Raw genomic sequence first — 14,323 nt, 5'->3', positions numbered from 1 at the left:
ACGAGCAAGCTTAGCTTTAGCCTTTTCGCTGCCACGAAAGCAATTCCGTCAGCCGCTCTACCTGATGGTGCCACTCGCTTCAAACCCTGAGGAAGTCGGCTCCAAAACAAGCCAAGCTGTCTCGCGCGCTGTCAAATTCCGTATCGACCGCTCCGCCAAAGAAAAAGGCCCCGGCTACGCCGGGGCCTCTCCGAACAAGGCTGCGCCTTGCACTTAGATGAACAGGAAGTCGTCTGCGCTGAGCGTGGTGCCCGGCTTCAGCTTGATGATCTCGATGCCCTTCTCCTTCCCGGAGCCGTCGACGTCCAGGTAAACCTTGCCGTTCTTCTTATTATAGTAGACGTAATCGTTTGTTCCGTCGGCGTCGTTATCCTTTGTGCCGATGTCGAAGAACTTCTTCTCGAGCTTGTGGCCCTTCTTGAAGATATTGTCGAATCCGACGGACTTCTTGGTGTCCGAAGACTTCTTGGAGATCAGGTCGTTCTTCTTGGGACCCTTGACCTTGAAGGCCTTCAGGGCAGAGAGGCTGATCTGAATCGTGTCGTCGGCCGAGACGAAATCGGCGATATGATCGAAGTGGCCCTTCTTGACCGGGCTGTCGAACACGAAGGTGTCCTTACCGGCGCCGCCGTACAGGTTGTCTTTGCCGGAGCCGCCATTGAGGACGTCGTCGCCGCCAAGGCCATAAAGCCTATCGTTCCCGGCGAGGCCGTTGATCATGTCGGCGCCGGCCGTGCCGACGAGCTTGTTGTTCTTCGACGTGCCATTGAAGAAATCGAACGCGTCCGTCACATTGATCGTAAGCGTCTTTTCGAACGTGTTGCCGTCAGCGTCCGTCACCTTGACAGCGATCTGGTGCGAGCTGGCCGTCAGGTAGTCCAGCTTCGAGCCGTCCTTCACCACCAGCTTGCCTGCGACGATCTCGAAGCGGCCCTCGGCATCGTTGGTCAGGGTAAAGGTGAAGCTGTCGTCCAGGTTCGGGTCGATGGCCGAGAGAGTGCCGACCTCCGTGCCCGCAACCGCTTTCTCGACGATGGAGACGTTCGACAGCGCGATGTCGGTCGGGGCCACATTATCGATCACGTTGACGGTGAAGTCTGCAGGGTCGACAGCGGTCGGATTGCCGGAGGCGTTGCTGACTGCGGTGATGGAGATATCGAATGACGTCAGCCCGGAATCGAAGTCGAACAGGTCACCGTCGGCGGTCTTCACGACCAGCTCGTAAAGGCCCGTGGTCTCGTTGAGCTTGATCTCGAAACGCTCGTCAAGGCTGTCCGTAAGGGTGAAGGTGAACGTCTCGTTGTTCTTGCCGCCCTCGACGCTGAGGGTTCCGATGGCCGTGCCAACCTCGGGGTGTTCCGAAACATTGTTGGCCGACAGCTTGATCGTAGCCATTCTCTTTCCTTCCAAGCGTTTCCGCCGGCTTACCACTAACGAGGTAAGCCAAATGAATTATAGCACAGCCAAACTGTTATAGAATTGCTCTAAAGTGTCAATCTGGCCCGCCTGCTTATCCGCTTGCGGGAAAGCAAGCGGAATCAGGGCACCTTGCGCCTGCGCGCGGCGATATTAGCCACGAGATCCGTGATGTGCCCGATGGCGGAGGTTGCGAGCGGCAGGCGCTCGCTCTTCGCGCCGCTGGACTTCTCCAGCCGCGGCAGAGGGGAAACCGCGCTCGAGAAGCCGAGCTTGGCCGCCTCCTTCATGCGCGCCTGCTCCTGGGCGACGGGGCGGATGGCGCCCGAGAGGCCCATTTCCCCGAAATAGACCGTGTCGGGCGGCAGCGGGTTGCCGGAGAGCGAGGAAACCAGCGCGGCTGCGGCCGCTAGGTCGGCGGCGGGCTCCGTGATGCGCAGGCCGCCTGCCACGTTGAGGTAGACGTCGTGCATGCCGAGCTTCAGCCCGCCATGGGCTTCCAGCACGGCCAGAACCATGGACAGGCGGCTCTGGTCCCAGCCGACCACGGCGCGGCGCGGCGTGCCGAGGGAGGAGGGAGCGACGAGGGCCTGGATCTCGACCAGGAGCGGGCGGGTGCCCTCCATGCCCGCGAAGACCGCCGTGCCCGGGGTCGCCATGTCGCGCCCGGCGAGGAACAGCTCGGAGGGATTGGGAACCTCGCGCAGCCCCTGGTCCGACATTTCGAAGACGCCGATCTCGTCGGTCGGGCCGAAGCGGTTCTTGACCGCGCGCAGGATGCGGAAGTGATGGCCCGTATCGCCCTCGAAGGAGACCACCGCGTCGACCATGTGCTCGACCACGCGGGGACCGGCGATCTGGCCGTCCTTGGTCACGTGGCCCACGAGAATGACGGCGGTGCCCGTGGTCTTGGCGAAGCGGATCAGCGCCTGGGCCGAGCCGCGCACCTGGGTGACGGTGCCGGGGGCGGATTCCACCGTCTCGGTCCACATGGTCTGGATCGAGTCGATGATGGCGAGCGCCGGGGTGCGGCCCTGGCTCAATGTCGCGACGATGTCCTCGACATTGGTCTCCGAGGCGAGCTCGACGGGGGCCTGGCCGAGGCCGAGGCGTTCGGCGCGCAGGCGCACCTGCGCCACCGCCTCCTCGCCCGAGATATAGGCCACCCGCTCGCCGCGGTTCGCCAGCGCGGCGGAGGCCTGCATGAGAAGGGTGGATTTGCCGATGCCGGGATCGCCGCCGAGAAGGATGATAGACCCATGTACGAACCCGCCGCCCGTGACGCGGTCGAGCTCGGCGATGCCGGAGGGCGTGCGCGGAGCCTCCTTGATCTCACCGGAGAGGCCTTCGAGCGGGAAGATCCGGCCCTTGGCGCGAGACGGGCGCGTCGCCGCTGGTCCCGACATGGGGCTCGCGGAGCCGGTCTCCTCGACGATGGTGTTCCAGCCGCCGCAGGCCTCGCACTTGCCCTTCCAGCGGTTGTAGACCGCGCCGCATTCCTGGCAGACGAAGGAGGGATGACGCTTGGCCATCAGCCCTCGCCCCCGCGATAGAGGCGGGCGTAGCGCGGGCCGAGATTGGTGAGGATCTCGTAGCCGATGGTGCCGGCGCGGCGGCCGACCTCGTCGATGGTGAGGTCCCCTCCGATCAGGATGACGGTATCGCCCCGCTTCACCTGCGCCTCCGGCACATCGGTCACGTCGACGGTGATGAGGTCCATGGAGACGTTGCCGGCGAAAGAGCAGGGCCGGCCCGCCACCAGGGCCATGCCGGCGAGCAGTTCCTCGCCGCTTGAGCCTCGCGCGCTCGACGCGCGCGGGTAGCCGTCCGCATAACCCACCGAGATCGTGGCGATGCGACGCCTGTCCTGCGCCAGCCAGCGGCCGTTATAGCCCACCGTGTGATGGGCCTCGACCCAGCGCAGCTGCACGATCCGGGCCTCGAGACCCGCCACCGGCCGCATCGGGTTGTCCCGGTCCGGCGTCGGGTTGCCGCCGTAGAGCGCATATCCCGGTCGGGCAAGGTCGAAATGCGGCTTGTCCTTCAGGAAGATGCCCGAGGAATTGGCCAGCGAGGCCGGGATGCCGGGGAGGGACACCCGCACGGCCTGGAAGGCTTCGATCTGCTGCCGGTTGAGCGGATTGTCGCTCTCCTCGGCGCTCACGAAATGGCTCATGACGAGAGCCGTTTCGAAATCCCCCAGTTCAGCGCGATCCGTGAGGGTGAGCCCCTGCGGCACGGTGAGGCCGAGGCGGTTCATGCCGGTATCCACATGGATCGCGGCCTTGAGCCTGCGGTTCTGGGCGCGGCAGAACCCCGCCCATTCCTCGATCTCCTCGAAGGAGCCGAGGACGGGGCGCAGGTCGAAGGCGGCGTAGGTCGGGCAGGTGCCCGGAAAGAGACCGTTCAGCACGTAGATCGTCGCGTCCGGCGCAACGGCGCGCACGCGGATGGCCTCGCTCAGATGCGCCACGAAGAAGGTGCGGCATCCGGCCTTGCCCAGGGCGGGCACGGCCTTCTCGATGCCGATGCCATAGGCATTCGCCTTGACCACGGCGGCGGTTTCCGCGCCGCCCGCATTGTCGCGCAGGATGCGCCAGTTGGCGGCAAGGGCGTCGAGATCGATGTGGAGGATGCCGCCGGCGGCCTGTTCGGGAATGCCGCCCTCGGCATTGGTCTGGAAGCTGAGCTGGGTCAATCGCCAATCCGTTCGGGAAGTTTGTCTTCATCCGCAAGGTCGGTGAAGCGGGTTATGTCAGCCTGGAAGGCCAGCTGCACGGTGCCGGTCGGTCCGTGACGCTGCTTGCCAATGATGACCTCGGCCTTGCCGTGGACCTGATCCATCTCCGCCTGCCACTTGAAGTATTCCTCGGTGCCGGGCTTCGGCTCCTTGTTCTTCAAATAATACTCTTCGCGGTAAACGAACATGACCACGTCGGCGTCCTGCTCGATCGAACCCGATTCACGCAGGTCCGCGAGCTGCGGCCTCTTGTCGTCGCGGGCCTCCACCTGACGGGAGAGCTGGGACAGGGCGATCAGCGGAACCGACAGCTCCTTGGCCAGCGCCTTGAGGCCGGTGGTGATCTCGGTCAGTTCCTGCACGCGGTTCTCGCCCTTCTTGGCGGAGCCGGAGAGAAGCTGGAGGTAGTCGACGATGAGCACGTCGAGGCCGCGCTGGCGCTTGAGGCGGCGGGCGCGGGCGGCGAGCTGGGCGATGGAGATGCCGCCGGTCTGGTCGATATAGAAGGGGATCGACTGCATCTCGCGGGCGGCTTCGGTGATCTTGTAGAAATCGTCCTCGCGCATGTCGCCGCGGCGGATCTTGTAGGAGGGCACGCCCGATTGCTCGGCGATGATACGGGTCGCGAGCTGCTCCGCCGACATTTCGAGGGAGAAGAAGCCGACGATGCCGCCGTTCACGGTCTTCAGAGAGCCGTCCTGCTGCTTCTCGGCCCTGTAGGCCTTGGCGATGTTGAACGCGATGTTCGTCACCAGCGAGGTCTTACCCATTGCGGGACGTCCGGCGAGGATGACGAGGTCGGAGGGCTGAAGGCCGCCGAGCGACTTGTCGAGATCGATCAGGCCGGTCGAGATGCCTGACAAGGCTCCTTCGCGCTTGTAGGCGGCGGCGGCCATGTCGATGGCGGCGGTGAGAGCGTCGGAGAAGCGTTGGAAACCGCCGTCGTAGCGGCCGGTTTCCGCCAGCGCGTAGAGGCGCCGCTCCGCTTCCTCGATCTGGTCGCGGGGCGAGGAATCGACGGGCGAGTCGAAGGCGGTGTTGACCATCTCCTCGCCGATATTGATCAGGTTCCGGCGCACGGCGAGGTCGTATATCGTGCGGCCGTAATCCTCGGCGTTGATGACGGTGGTCGCCTCGGCGGCGAGCCGCGCGAGATATTGCGACACGGTGATGCCGCCGAGATCCTGGTCGCCCAGGAAGGTTTTCATGGTGATGGGCGTCGCGACCTTGCCGGCCTTGATCAGGCTCGTCGCCACCTCGTAGATGCGACGGTGCAGATCCTCGATGAAATGCTCGGCCGCGAGGAAGTCGGAGACGCGGTAATAGGCGTCGTTGTTGACCAGGATCGCGCCCAGCAGGGCCTGTTCGGCCTCGAGGTTGCTGGGAGGCGTCCGGAACTGCGGCTCAGCGGTCTCGAGGCGGGCGATCAGGGCATTGGCGGTGGCCATCCGGCGCTCCGAAAACAGGGGAAAGGGTTCAGGAAGGTCTTAGACCGCATTCGCGTCCGGAAGGTTGCCCGCCGGACACAGAGCGCGGACTTGGCCTCTCTGTCCTCACTGTCCTCGATTCTCACAAGCACGTCTTTTCATCGGCATCGCGGCTTGACTCTCCGAGAGGCCGCGCAACCACGAAAAAAGCGCTCCCCATCGAATCGATGGAAAGCGCCATTTTGGAACAAAACGCGAACCGGAGCAATGCTCCGGTTCGCAATCTGTCTTAGAGTTCGACGTCGCCGGCTTCGGCGAGAGCAGCGCCGACCTCGAGGCCGAGGTCGTCGAGGTTGGTCTCCTCGCGGGTCGTGACCGACTCGCCGCGAGCCTGACGCTCGGCTTCCTCGGGGCTGCGGGCGACGTTGATGGTCACCTGCACCTCGACCTCCGGATGGAGGACGACCGGCACCGTGTGCAGGCCGATGGTCTTGATCGGCTGATTGATGGCGACCTGGTTGCGGTCAACCGAGAAGCCGTTCTGGGTCATGATCTCGGCGAGGTCGCGGGTGGAGACCGAACCGTAGAGCACGCCGGTCTCGCCGGACTGGCGCAGGATGACGAAGCTCTGGCCGTTCAGCTTCTCGGCGACGACTTCCGCTTCCTTGCGGCGCTCGAGGTTGCGGGCTTCGAGCTGGGCGCGCTGCTGCTCGAAGTGCTTCTTGTTGGCCTCGGTGGCGCGCAGAGCCTTGCCGCGCGGCAGGAGGAAGTTGCGGGCGTAGCCCGAGCGGACCTTCACGGTTTCGCCCATCTGGCCGAGCTTTGCGACGCGCTCGAGAAGAATCACTTCCATGGTTGTCTCCTTATATGTTCGTGATCAGGTTGACAGGGTTGGCGGTTGGTTGGGCCGCGAGCCGAAGCGGCTGCGCAGGTTGAAAGCCGTGTCGGCGATGCCGAACAGGGCCAGGGGGATCATCAGGATGCCCTGAGTGACGAAGATGAGCAGGTAGAGGGCCGTCAGCAGGAACGCGCGGCCCGATTTGCCCCGGGTGCGGTCGTGGATGGCCGCAAGGCCCTGCAGGGCGAAGGCCATGAAGAACGCACCCGACAGGGCCATTCCGAGTGCGCCGATGAAGCCGTCGAAGCTGGCCACGACGATGGCGCCGATCAGGAGCAATCCGGCGGAGCGCGGCATGACCAGTTCCGGCACAGCCGGCCAGGGGCGCGGCAGCCGCTTGGAGGCCTGGACGATCCGCGCGGCCGCCCAGAGATAGAGCGCCAGCACGGTGGTGAAGCCCTGCGCGGACAGGAAGGGTGTGAGACGGGCGAGAATGCCGATCATCTCCTCGCGGGTCTCGGCATCGAGCGCGCCGGGCCCTGTCGTGGCGAACTGGGCGCTCACGAAGGCCTCGGCCACCTGGCGGGCGTTCTCGCCGAAAGCGGCGTAGTCGCCGCCTGTCGAGATCAGCCCGGCCGCAATGATCGTGAGCGCCGCCGTGGCCGCAGCCCAGGCCAGGAGCCGCCCGACCGGATACCACTCCATGACGCCGTCGGCGCCGGGGCGGCCGAGCAGGGCGAGATACGAGAGCCACCAGGCGGGCAGGGCGGTGATCAGGGCAAAGCCGAAGCCGCTCAGGGGCGAAAGGAAGAGCCCGATGGCGAGGCCGCCGACGAGGGCCGCGACGAGGCCGGAGCGGTGGTCCCAGCCCAGCGATACGATCAGGACGGGAATGGGGGCAAGGAGATACAACAGGGCCGCCAGCGGGGTCGCCTTGACGATCACCGCGGTCAGAAGGGCCGATACGAGGCCCGCGCCTATGCCTGTTGCAACAAAATTCATCGTCTCGCTGTCCCGCTGCTCGTCGGCAGGGTTAGGGGCGGCTGGCCCCAACTGACCCGGCGGGATTTCACCGCTGGGCGAAAGGTGGAGAGCGGGCCGCGCGAGGCGGCCCGCCAAAGGCTTGCTTAGCGGATCACGTAGGGCAGAAGGCCGAGGAAGCGGGCGCGCTTGATCGCCTGGGCGAGCTCACGCTGCTTCTTGGCCGACACGGCCGTGATGCGGGACGGAACGATCTTGCCACGCTCGGAGATGTAGCGGGACAGGAGCTTCGTGTCCTTGTAGTCGATCTTCGGCGCGTTCGGGCCCGAGAACGGGCAGGTCTTGCGGCGGCGGAAGAAGGGACGACGGCCGCCAGCGGCGCCACCGGTTGCACCAAATGCCATGATTAAGCCTCCTCGCCTTCGCCGCCTTCAAAGCCGCCGTCGCGCTCGCGGCGCTCGCGGTCCTTGCGCTCGTCGCGGTCACGCTTCTGCATCATCACGGACGGCTCGGTCTCGAGCTCTTCGACCTTGATGGTCATGAAGCGAAGGATGTCTTCGTTGATGCGCATCTGACGCTCCATCTCGGCCACCGCGTTCGCGGGAGCGTTGAGGTTGAACATCGTGAAATGCGCCTTGCGGTTCTTCTTGATGCGGTAGGCGAGGGACTTCACGCCCCACATCTCGGTCTTCTCGACGCTGCCGCCATTCTGCTCGATGACGCCCTTGTACAGGTCGACCATAGCCTCGACCTGCTGCGGGGTGACATCCTGGCGAGCCATGAAGATATGCTCGTAGAGAGGCATAATGGGCCTTTCTCAGGGTTTGAGGGTCAAGCCTTGCACTGTTTTAAGGAGTGTTCCGGCCGTTTCGCGCATCCGATCGGCGCCAAGCCCTTCGAGCCTGCAAGGCCCGAGCGGTTGTCGAAGGCGGAGACACGGGACGACGGAGCCGAAACCCCTGTGCGGCAAGCCGCACCGTCCGTTCAGCCCCCGGCCGGAGCGAACGCGAAGTGGGGCCTATAGTCGATTTGACCTGGGATGGCAAGGGATCGGCAAGTCGCCGGGTTATGCGTAGGTTCCCTTCCTCTCCGATACGCGCCGTGTCAGAAGGCCATCGGAGGCCGATTTGCCGTTGACAGCGTCCGTGGACAGCAGGCTGACTCTGGTCAACAGGCCTCCTTAAGCTAAAACACCCTTATGAAAACTCCTCCTCTTCGCCTCGGCGTCAATATCGACCACGTCGCGACCGTCCGGAACGCCCGGGGCGGCGCGCATCCCGATCCGATCCGGGCCGCTCACCTGGCCGTGCTGGCCGGGGCCGACGGGATCACGGCCCATCTGCGCGAGGACCGGCGGCATATCCGGGATCAGGATATGGAGCGGCTCAAGCGCCAGCTCTTCGTGCCGCTCAATTTCGAGATGGCGGCCACGTCGGAGATGGTGGGCCTCGCCACCCGTCTTCACCCCCACGCCTGCTGCCTCGTGCCGGAGAAGCGCGAGGAGCGCACCACGGAGGGCGGGCTCGACATCATCGGCGGCCATGCCCATCTGCGCCCGGTGATTCAAGAGCTGAAGGGCGAGGGCATCCGGGTGTCGCTCTTCGTCGAGCCGGAGGTGGAGGTCATGGACGCGGCCTGCGACCTGCGCGCGCCCGTGGTCGAGCTCCATACGGGAACCTATTGCGAGGCGGTCGCCGAGGGCGACGAGGCCAGAGTAGCCCACGAGCTGGAGCGCCTGCGCCGGGCCGCCGAGCACGGCGCGAGGATCGGGCTCGAAATCCATGCGGGCCACGGCCTGGCTCTCGACTCAGTGCGCCCGGTCGCGGCGATTCCCCAGATCGTCGAGCTCAATATCGGCCATTTCCTCATCGGCGAGGCGATCTTCCTCGGCCTCGACGAGGCCGTGCGGGCCATGCGCGCCGCCATGGACGAGGGCCGGGCGCAGGTGCCGGCATGATCCTCGGAATCGGGTCCGACCTCTGCGACATCCGCCGCATCGAGAAGTCCATCGAGCGCTTCGGCGACCGGTTCACCCACCGCATCTATACGGAGGGCGAGCGCGCGCGAAGCGACCGCCGGGCCGCCCGGGCTCCTTCTTACGCACGCCGCTTCGCCGCCAAGGAGGCCTGCGCCAAGGCCCTAGGAACCGGCCTCAGCCAGGGGGTCTTCTGGCGCGACATGGAGGTGGTCAATCTCCCGAGCGGCCGCCCGACCATGCGCCTAACGGGGGGCGCGCTGGAGCGCTTGCAGGCCATGACGCCGCCCGGGCACAGGGCGATCGTTCACGTCTCGCTGACGGACGATCCGCCGCTGGCTCAAGCCTTCGTGATCATCGAGGCGATTCCGGCCTGAGAGGGGCTGCGTTGCGGCAAGGCGCGCCTTAGGTTAGAGCATGGCCCTCCACGCCGTCGGAAGCGGTTTGCACTCGGGGCTGAGTGCAAACCACTCTCGACGGCCGAAACAGGGAAGGACGGCAACCGCCGCTCCATTTCGAGAAGCATAGGTCGACGGACGTGAGTGACAAAACCGGCAAATACTTAGGCAGCAGCGCAAAGACCGAGGAAGGAGGCCTCTGGGAAACCGTCAAGGTCATCGTCCAGGCCCTCCTGATCGCGGTCGTCGTCCGCACGGTGCTGTTCCAGCCCTTCAACATTCCCTCGGGATCTCTCATCCCGACCCTGCTGATCGGCGATTACCTCTTCGTCTCGAAATATTCCTACGGCTATTCGAAGCACTCGATCCCGTTCAGCCCGGGCCTCTTCTCCGGCCGCATCTTCGGTTCGGAGCCGAAGCGGGGCGAGATCGTCGTGTTCAAGCTGCCGAAGGACAATTCGACCGACTACATCAAGCGGGTGATCGGCCTGCCGGGCGACCGGATCCAGGTGAACGGCGGCGTGCTCCACATCAACGGACAGCCCGTGCAGCGCGAGCGGGTGGAGGATTACAAGACCGTCGATCTCTACGGCCGCACCGTGAGCGTTCCGCAATATAAGGAGACGCTGCCCGGCGGCGTATCCCACTACGTCATCGAGCGCGATGGCGACCGCGGCTACTGGGACAACACGAACGTCTACACCGTGCAGCCCGGCCATTACTTCATGATGGGCGACAACCGGGACAATTCCACCGACTCCCGCGACGAGGCGAGCGTCGGACAGGTGCAGTTCGAGAACCTCGTCGGCCGGGCCGAGATCATCTTCTTCTCGATTGACGAGAGCGCATCCCTGTGGCGTCCGTGGGAATGGCCGCAGAAGATCCGCTGGAACCGTCTCTTCGAGAGGATCCGCTGACCCGTGGCCCGTCGTAAACCCAATATCGAAGAGCTTCTGAACAGGCTCGGCTACCGCTTTGGAAAGCCTGAGCTCCTGGATGAGGCGCTGACCCATGTGAGCGCCCCTCAGGCTGCCGGCCAGAGCTACCAGAGGCTCGAGTTCCTCGGCGACCGCGTGCTCGGCCTCGCCATCGCGGAGCTTCTTTTCAAAACGTTTCCCGGCGCGCCCGAGGGCGAGTTGTCCCGCCGGCTGGCGGAGCTCGTGCGGCGCGAAAGCTGCGCCGAGATCGCCATTGCCTGGGATGTCGGCCCCTATCTCAAGCTCGGCGCCGGCGAGGCGCATTCGGGCGAACGGCGCAACCAGACGATCCTGGCGGATGTGTGCGAGGCGATCATCGGCGCCGTCTTTCTCGACGGCGGCTATGAGGCGGCCAGTGCCCTCGTGGAGCGCGCCTTCCAGCCGCTTCTCGCCGCCCCCCGGCGTCCGCTGCGCGATCCCAAGAGCGCGTTGCAGGAATGGGCGCAGGGACGGGGCCTGCCGCCGCCGACCTACTCGGTCGTCGAGCAGACCGGGCCCGATCACGCGCCCAAGTTCCGGGTGGTGGTGAAGGTCCAGGGAACGGACAACGAGTTCGGCGTCGGCACATCGAAGCGCATTGCGGAACAGGCGGCGGCCCGCAGCCTCCTCCTCAGGGAGGCCGTTTGGACGGAGGAAGAGCATGGAACAGCCTGAACAGGCCAGGACGAAGGCCGGTTTCGTCGCTCTCATCGGCGCGCCCAATGCGGGCAAGTCCACGCTGTTGAATTCGCTCGTCGGTTCCAAGGTCTCCATCGTTTCGCGCAAGGTGCAGACGACCCGCGCCCTGGTGCGCGGCATCGCCATCGAAGGCGAGGCGCAGATCGTGTTCGTGGACACGCCCGGCATCTTCAAGCCGAAGCGCCGCCTCGACCGGGCCATGGTCACCTCGGCCTGGGGCGGAGCGGGCGATGCGGACGTGGTCGCGCTGCTCCTCGACGTGCGCAAGGGCCTCGACGAGGAGGCCGAGGCCATTCTCGCGAAGCTGCCCGAGCTGAAGCGGCCGAAAGTGCTGATCCTCAACAAGATCGACCTGATCGAGCGGTCGCGGCTGCTGGAACTCGCGGCCAAGCTCAACGAAAAGGTGCCGTTCGCGCATACCTTCATGATCTCCGCCCTGAACGGCGACGGGATCGAGACCCTGAAGCGCCAGCTCGCCGGGATGATGCCGGAAGGTCCCTGGCTCTACCCGGAAGATCAGATTTCCGATGCGCCCCTGCGCATGCTCGCCGCCGAGATCACCCGCGAGAAGATCTACGAGCGCCTGCACGAAGAGCTGCCCTATCAGTCCACCGTCGAGACGGACCAGTGGCAGGTGCGCCCCGACGGCTCGGTCCGCATCGAGCAGACCGTGTTCGTGGAGCGGGACAGCCAGCGCAAGATCGTGCTCGGCAAGGGTGGGCAGACCATCAAGGCCATCGGCCAGGCGGCCCGCAAGGAAATCGCCGAGATCGCCGAAGCGCCGGTCCACCTCTTCATCTTCGTGAAGGTGCGCGAGAACTGGAGCGACGACCCGGAGCGCTATCGCGAGATGGGCCTGGAGTTCCCGCGCGGTTAAGCGCGATAGGCCGTTCTCAGGCCGCCCCAGTGGCGGCCGAGAATGCGGATCGGCGCATCCACTTCCTGCATCATTACGATCTTGCCGCCGCCCATGTCGCGGGCATAGGACTGCACCGCGAAAGGCCGTGTGGACCTCGCCGCCGTAATGCCCGCGCGGTCGTCGAAGATGCGCCTGTTCCGGCAATGGGCCGCGTTCCATACCGGATCGCCTGCTCGCTGGGGCTGCGAGTAGATCCGGTTATGGACCGGGATGTAGCCGTTCCGGTCGATGGCGAGGCAGAAGGCCATGGCGGGATCGGAAGCCAGAACCCTTTCGAAGAGAGGCGGCAGGAGCCGCTCGAAGACGGGAAGGTAGCTCGTGCCGTACTGAGCCGGATCCGTGCCCGGCATCGGCTTGTAATCCGTGTCGAACACCGCCTCGCGCGAGAGGCTCCCATCCGCCACGGCCCGCTCGATCAGGCACCCGGCCTGACGGGCGGTCTCCTGCGCAAGCAGGATCCGCGGGCGGTAAGTGGCCTCGACCTCTGCAATGAAGCCGTCAATGCGCGAACGGGCTTCGCCGGCGAGGTCCTCGAAGGCGCAGTGAAGGCCCATGGCGCTCGTGGCAACGATCCGCGCATCGAAGCGTCCCACGTCCTTGATGTCGATTGCTGCTCTGTGCCCGGGTGCGGCGGGCGCATCGGCAATGGGCGCCAGCAATGCGCCGCCGGCGCTGATGTCGATCAGCCGGGACGAGGTGCTGCGCCCGGAGATCCAGAGCGTCGCGGGTCGATCCACCGGCAGGCGGTCCGTTTGCCGCCTGTCACCGATCTCGCTCTGGCGCATGACCGTGACGAACCGTTGTCCGAGTGCCTTGGCCAATCCGTCCGCTGTCTTCGTCGCCTGATCCGCCCGGTGGGCGAGGTTGCTCGCATCCAGCGAGATATGGTCCACAGCGCCCGCACGCTCACTCACCTGGCTGACGCTGACCGACGTGACGCCGGCCAGCCGCGAGACCTCATGAATGGCGGAGTTCTGCTCGCCGACGGCATGGCGCACCGTCTCGAAGACCGGACGGACATCCTGCACCACCTCAACGACCTCCGCCACGGCATCGGTCGAGGCCTGTGCCGTTTCCCGCAAACGGTCGATCCGCAGGCGGATGTCATCCGCCGCCTTGGCCGTCTGTGTCGAGAGGGCCTTAACTTCGCTCGCGACGACGGAAAAGCCTTTGCCCGCCTCTCCGGCGCGTGCCGCTTCGATGGTGGCGTTGAGCGCCAGGAGGTTTGTCTGTCGAGCTACGGTCGAGATCGTGTCGACGATGCCGACAATCTCCGCCGTGGCAGAGGACAACTGAAGAATGAGGTCGCTTGCCTTCCGGGCTGCCTCAACGGCGTTCTCGATCTGCGCACCCGCATGATCCATGGCCCGGCCGATCTCTGCAGACGTAGCCGACAGTTCCTCAGTCGAGGAGGCGAGAGAAACCGTCTCTCCCGACGCCTTCTGTCCAGAGGAGGCGAGTTCCTCGGCATGGGCGCGAATGGTCGCCAGATCCTTCTCAACTGCGGCGACATCGGCCGCCGCGATGGCGATGGCCTGCGTGACGCCCTCGATGGCCTTGAGAACATCAGCCTCAAGTGCATCCATGACTTCCGTATCGAGGCGACTCCTGTTGGCGACTGGAGGTGGCGTTTCCTCAGAGGCGGGCTGGGCTTCGTTCTCGGAAAGCTTTGCTTGCGGAGCGCGCCGTAGAATACCGAGCATTGCCGGGCCCCCTCATCCCTTTTATGTTTGACCAAACGTCATCTCAAAAGGTTAAGGAACGGAAAATCCGTGCGGCTGCTCCGCCTAAGGTTGTAGTCGGGGCTCTCCGAGGACGCAACGTCACCATATCTTTCCCCGTCGCGGGCTGCATCTTGAGCGCTCGAATTCCTTTTATTGCCAACATTGTCAGGCATTTTTGCAACGCAACCGGATGAAGCCGGCGGCTTTATCCTAAAAGATGAACGGGAAGCTGGATCGTTGTGGGCGAGTC

The 14,323-nt window shown here is 65.1% G+C and carries 14 protein-coding genes; 5 read left to right on the top strand and 9 right to left on the bottom strand.

Translation table 11 applies throughout. The features are described from left to right. Window positions 1–213 precede the first annotated feature (213 nt). From L879_RS0113780 to rpsF, 8 genes are all read right to left on the bottom strand, one after another. Window positions 214–1,395, bottom strand: coding sequence for a hypothetical protein (locus L879_RS0113780; RefSeq protein WP_027316620.1), 1,182 nt, complete (start codon window positions 1,393–1,395; stop codon window positions 214–216). Between the two features lie 143 nt (window positions 1,396–1,538). After that, window positions 1,539–2,948, bottom strand: a complete 1,410-nt coding sequence (gene radA, locus L879_RS0113775; protein WP_027316619.1) for a DNA repair protein RadA — start codon at window positions 2,946–2,948, stop codon at window positions 1,539–1,541. Further along, the gene (gene alr, locus L879_RS0113770) at window positions 2,948–4,114 is read right to left on the bottom strand and encodes an alanine racemase (protein WP_084021020.1); all 1,167 of its coding nucleotides are present in this window, start codon (window positions 4,112–4,114) and stop codon (window positions 2,948–2,950) included. The genes radA and alr overlap by 1 nt, the downstream gene beginning before the upstream one ends. After that, window positions 4,111–5,604, bottom strand: a complete 1,494-nt coding sequence (locus L879_RS0113765; RefSeq protein ID WP_027316617.1) for a replicative DNA helicase — start codon at window positions 5,602–5,604, stop codon at window positions 4,111–4,113. The genes alr and L879_RS0113765 overlap by 4 nt, the downstream gene beginning before the upstream one ends. Before the next feature lie 268 nt (window positions 5,605–5,872). Then, entirely contained in the window at window positions 5,873–6,436 is a 564-nt protein-coding gene (gene rplI / locus L879_RS0113760; RefSeq protein ID WP_027316616.1) for a 50S ribosomal protein L9, read from the bottom strand. A 24-nt stretch (window positions 6,437–6,460) separates the two neighbouring features. After that, window positions 6,461–7,423: a DUF2232 domain-containing protein gene (locus L879_RS0113755; protein ID WP_027316615.1), complete on the bottom strand. Its 963-nt coding sequence runs from the start codon at window positions 7,421–7,423 to the stop codon at window positions 6,461–6,463. 125 nt (window positions 7,424–7,548) lie between these two features. Then, on the bottom strand, window positions 7,549–7,806 hold the full coding sequence (gene rpsR, locus L879_RS0113750) for a 30S ribosomal protein S18 (RefSeq protein ID WP_009491074.1): 258 nt from the start codon (window positions 7,804–7,806) through the stop codon (window positions 7,549–7,551). A gap of 2 nt (window positions 7,807–7,808) precedes the next feature. Then, the gene (gene rpsF, locus L879_RS0113745; RefSeq protein ID WP_027316614.1) at window positions 7,809–8,207 is read right to left on the bottom strand and encodes a 30S ribosomal protein S6; all 399 of its coding nucleotides are present in this window, start codon (window positions 8,205–8,207) and stop codon (window positions 7,809–7,811) included. 393 nt (window positions 8,208–8,600) lie between these two features. On the opposite strand from rpsF, the gene L879_RS0113740 reads away from it, so the two are divergent. The 5 genes from L879_RS0113740 to era all read left to right on the top strand — a co-directional run bounded on the left by L879_RS0113740 (window position 8,601) and on the right by era (window position 12,307). Further along, entirely contained in the window at window positions 8,601–9,359 is a 759-nt protein-coding gene (locus L879_RS0113740) for a pyridoxine 5'-phosphate synthase (protein WP_027316613.1), read from the top strand. Then, entirely contained in the window at window positions 9,356–9,754 is a 399-nt protein-coding gene (acpS, locus tag L879_RS0113735; RefSeq protein ID WP_027316612.1) for a holo-ACP synthase, read from the top strand. Before L879_RS0113740 ends, acpS begins: the two co-directional genes overlap by 4 nt. A 161-nt stretch (window positions 9,755–9,915) precedes the next feature. Continuing rightward, window positions 9,916–10,692 carry a signal peptidase I gene (gene lepB, locus L879_RS0113730; RefSeq protein WP_027316611.1) on the top strand — a complete coding sequence of 259 codons (777 nt, stop codon included), beginning with the start codon at window positions 9,916–9,918 and terminating at the stop codon, window positions 10,690–10,692. 3 nt (window positions 10,693–10,695) lie between these two features. After that, on the top strand, window positions 10,696–11,406 hold the full coding sequence (rnc, locus tag L879_RS0113725; RefSeq protein ID WP_027316610.1) for a ribonuclease III: 711 nt from the start codon (window positions 10,696–10,698) through the stop codon (window positions 11,404–11,406). Further along, window positions 11,393–12,307, top strand: coding sequence for a GTPase Era (gene era, locus L879_RS0113720; RefSeq protein ID WP_027316609.1), 915 nt, complete (start codon window positions 11,393–11,395; stop codon window positions 12,305–12,307). Before rnc ends, era begins: the two co-directional genes overlap by 14 nt. Here the strand turns inward: era and L879_RS21690 are convergent. After that, window positions 12,304–13,935: a methyl-accepting chemotaxis protein gene (locus L879_RS21690; RefSeq protein ID WP_035459627.1), complete on the bottom strand. Its 1,632-nt coding sequence runs from the start codon at window positions 13,933–13,935 to the stop codon at window positions 12,304–12,306. The genes era and L879_RS21690 overlap by 4 nt on opposite strands. Window positions 13,936–14,323: the final 388 nt, after the last annotated feature.

Source organism: Microvirga flocculans ATCC BAA-817, from assembly GCF_000518665.1.
GTDB lineage: Bacteria > Pseudomonadota > Alphaproteobacteria > Rhizobiales > Beijerinckiaceae > Microvirga > Microvirga flocculans.
The sequence above is the reverse complement of the archived record's forward strand: the minus strand, read 5'-3'. Positions and strand labels throughout refer to the sequence as shown.

Excerpts from the sequence above, each read along its gene's own strand:
- L879_RS0113780 (WP_027316620.1), bottom strand. The coding sequence starts at position 1,395 with ATGGCTACGATCAAGCTGTCGGCCAACAATGTTTCGGAACACCCCGAG.
- radA (WP_027316619.1), bottom strand. The coding sequence starts at position 2,948 with ATGGCCAAGCGTCATCCCTCCTTCGTCTGCCAGGAATGCGGCGCGGTC.
- L879_RS0113765 (WP_027316617.1), bottom strand. The coding sequence starts at position 5,604 with ATGGCCACCGCCAATGCCCTGATCGCCCGCCTCGAGACCGCTGAGCCG.
- rplI (WP_027316616.1), bottom strand. The coding sequence starts at position 6,436 with ATGGAAGTGATTCTTCTCGAGCGCGTCGCAAAGCTCGGCCAGATGGGC.
- L879_RS0113755 (WP_027316615.1), bottom strand. The coding sequence starts at position 7,423 with ATGAATTTTGTTGCAACAGGCATAGGCGCGGGCCTCGTATCGGCCCTT.
- rpsR (WP_009491074.1), bottom strand. The coding sequence starts at position 7,806 with ATGGCATTTGGTGCAACCGGTGGCGCCGCTGGCGGCCGTCGTCCCTTC.
- rpsF (WP_027316614.1), bottom strand. The coding sequence starts at position 8,207 with ATGCCTCTCTACGAGCATATCTTCATGGCTCGCCAGGATGTCACCCCG.
- L879_RS0113740 (WP_027316613.1), top strand. The coding sequence starts at position 8,601 with ATGAAAACTCCTCCTCTTCGCCTCGGCGTCAATATCGACCACGTCGCG.
- acpS (WP_027316612.1), top strand. The coding sequence starts at position 9,356 with ATGATCCTCGGAATCGGGTCCGACCTCTGCGACATCCGCCGCATCGAG.
- era (WP_027316609.1), top strand. The coding sequence starts at position 11,393 with ATGGAACAGCCTGAACAGGCCAGGACGAAGGCCGGTTTCGTCGCTCTC.
- L879_RS21690 (WP_035459627.1), bottom strand. The coding sequence starts at position 13,935 with ATGGATGCACTTGAGGCTGATGTTCTCAAGGCCATCGAGGGCGTCACG.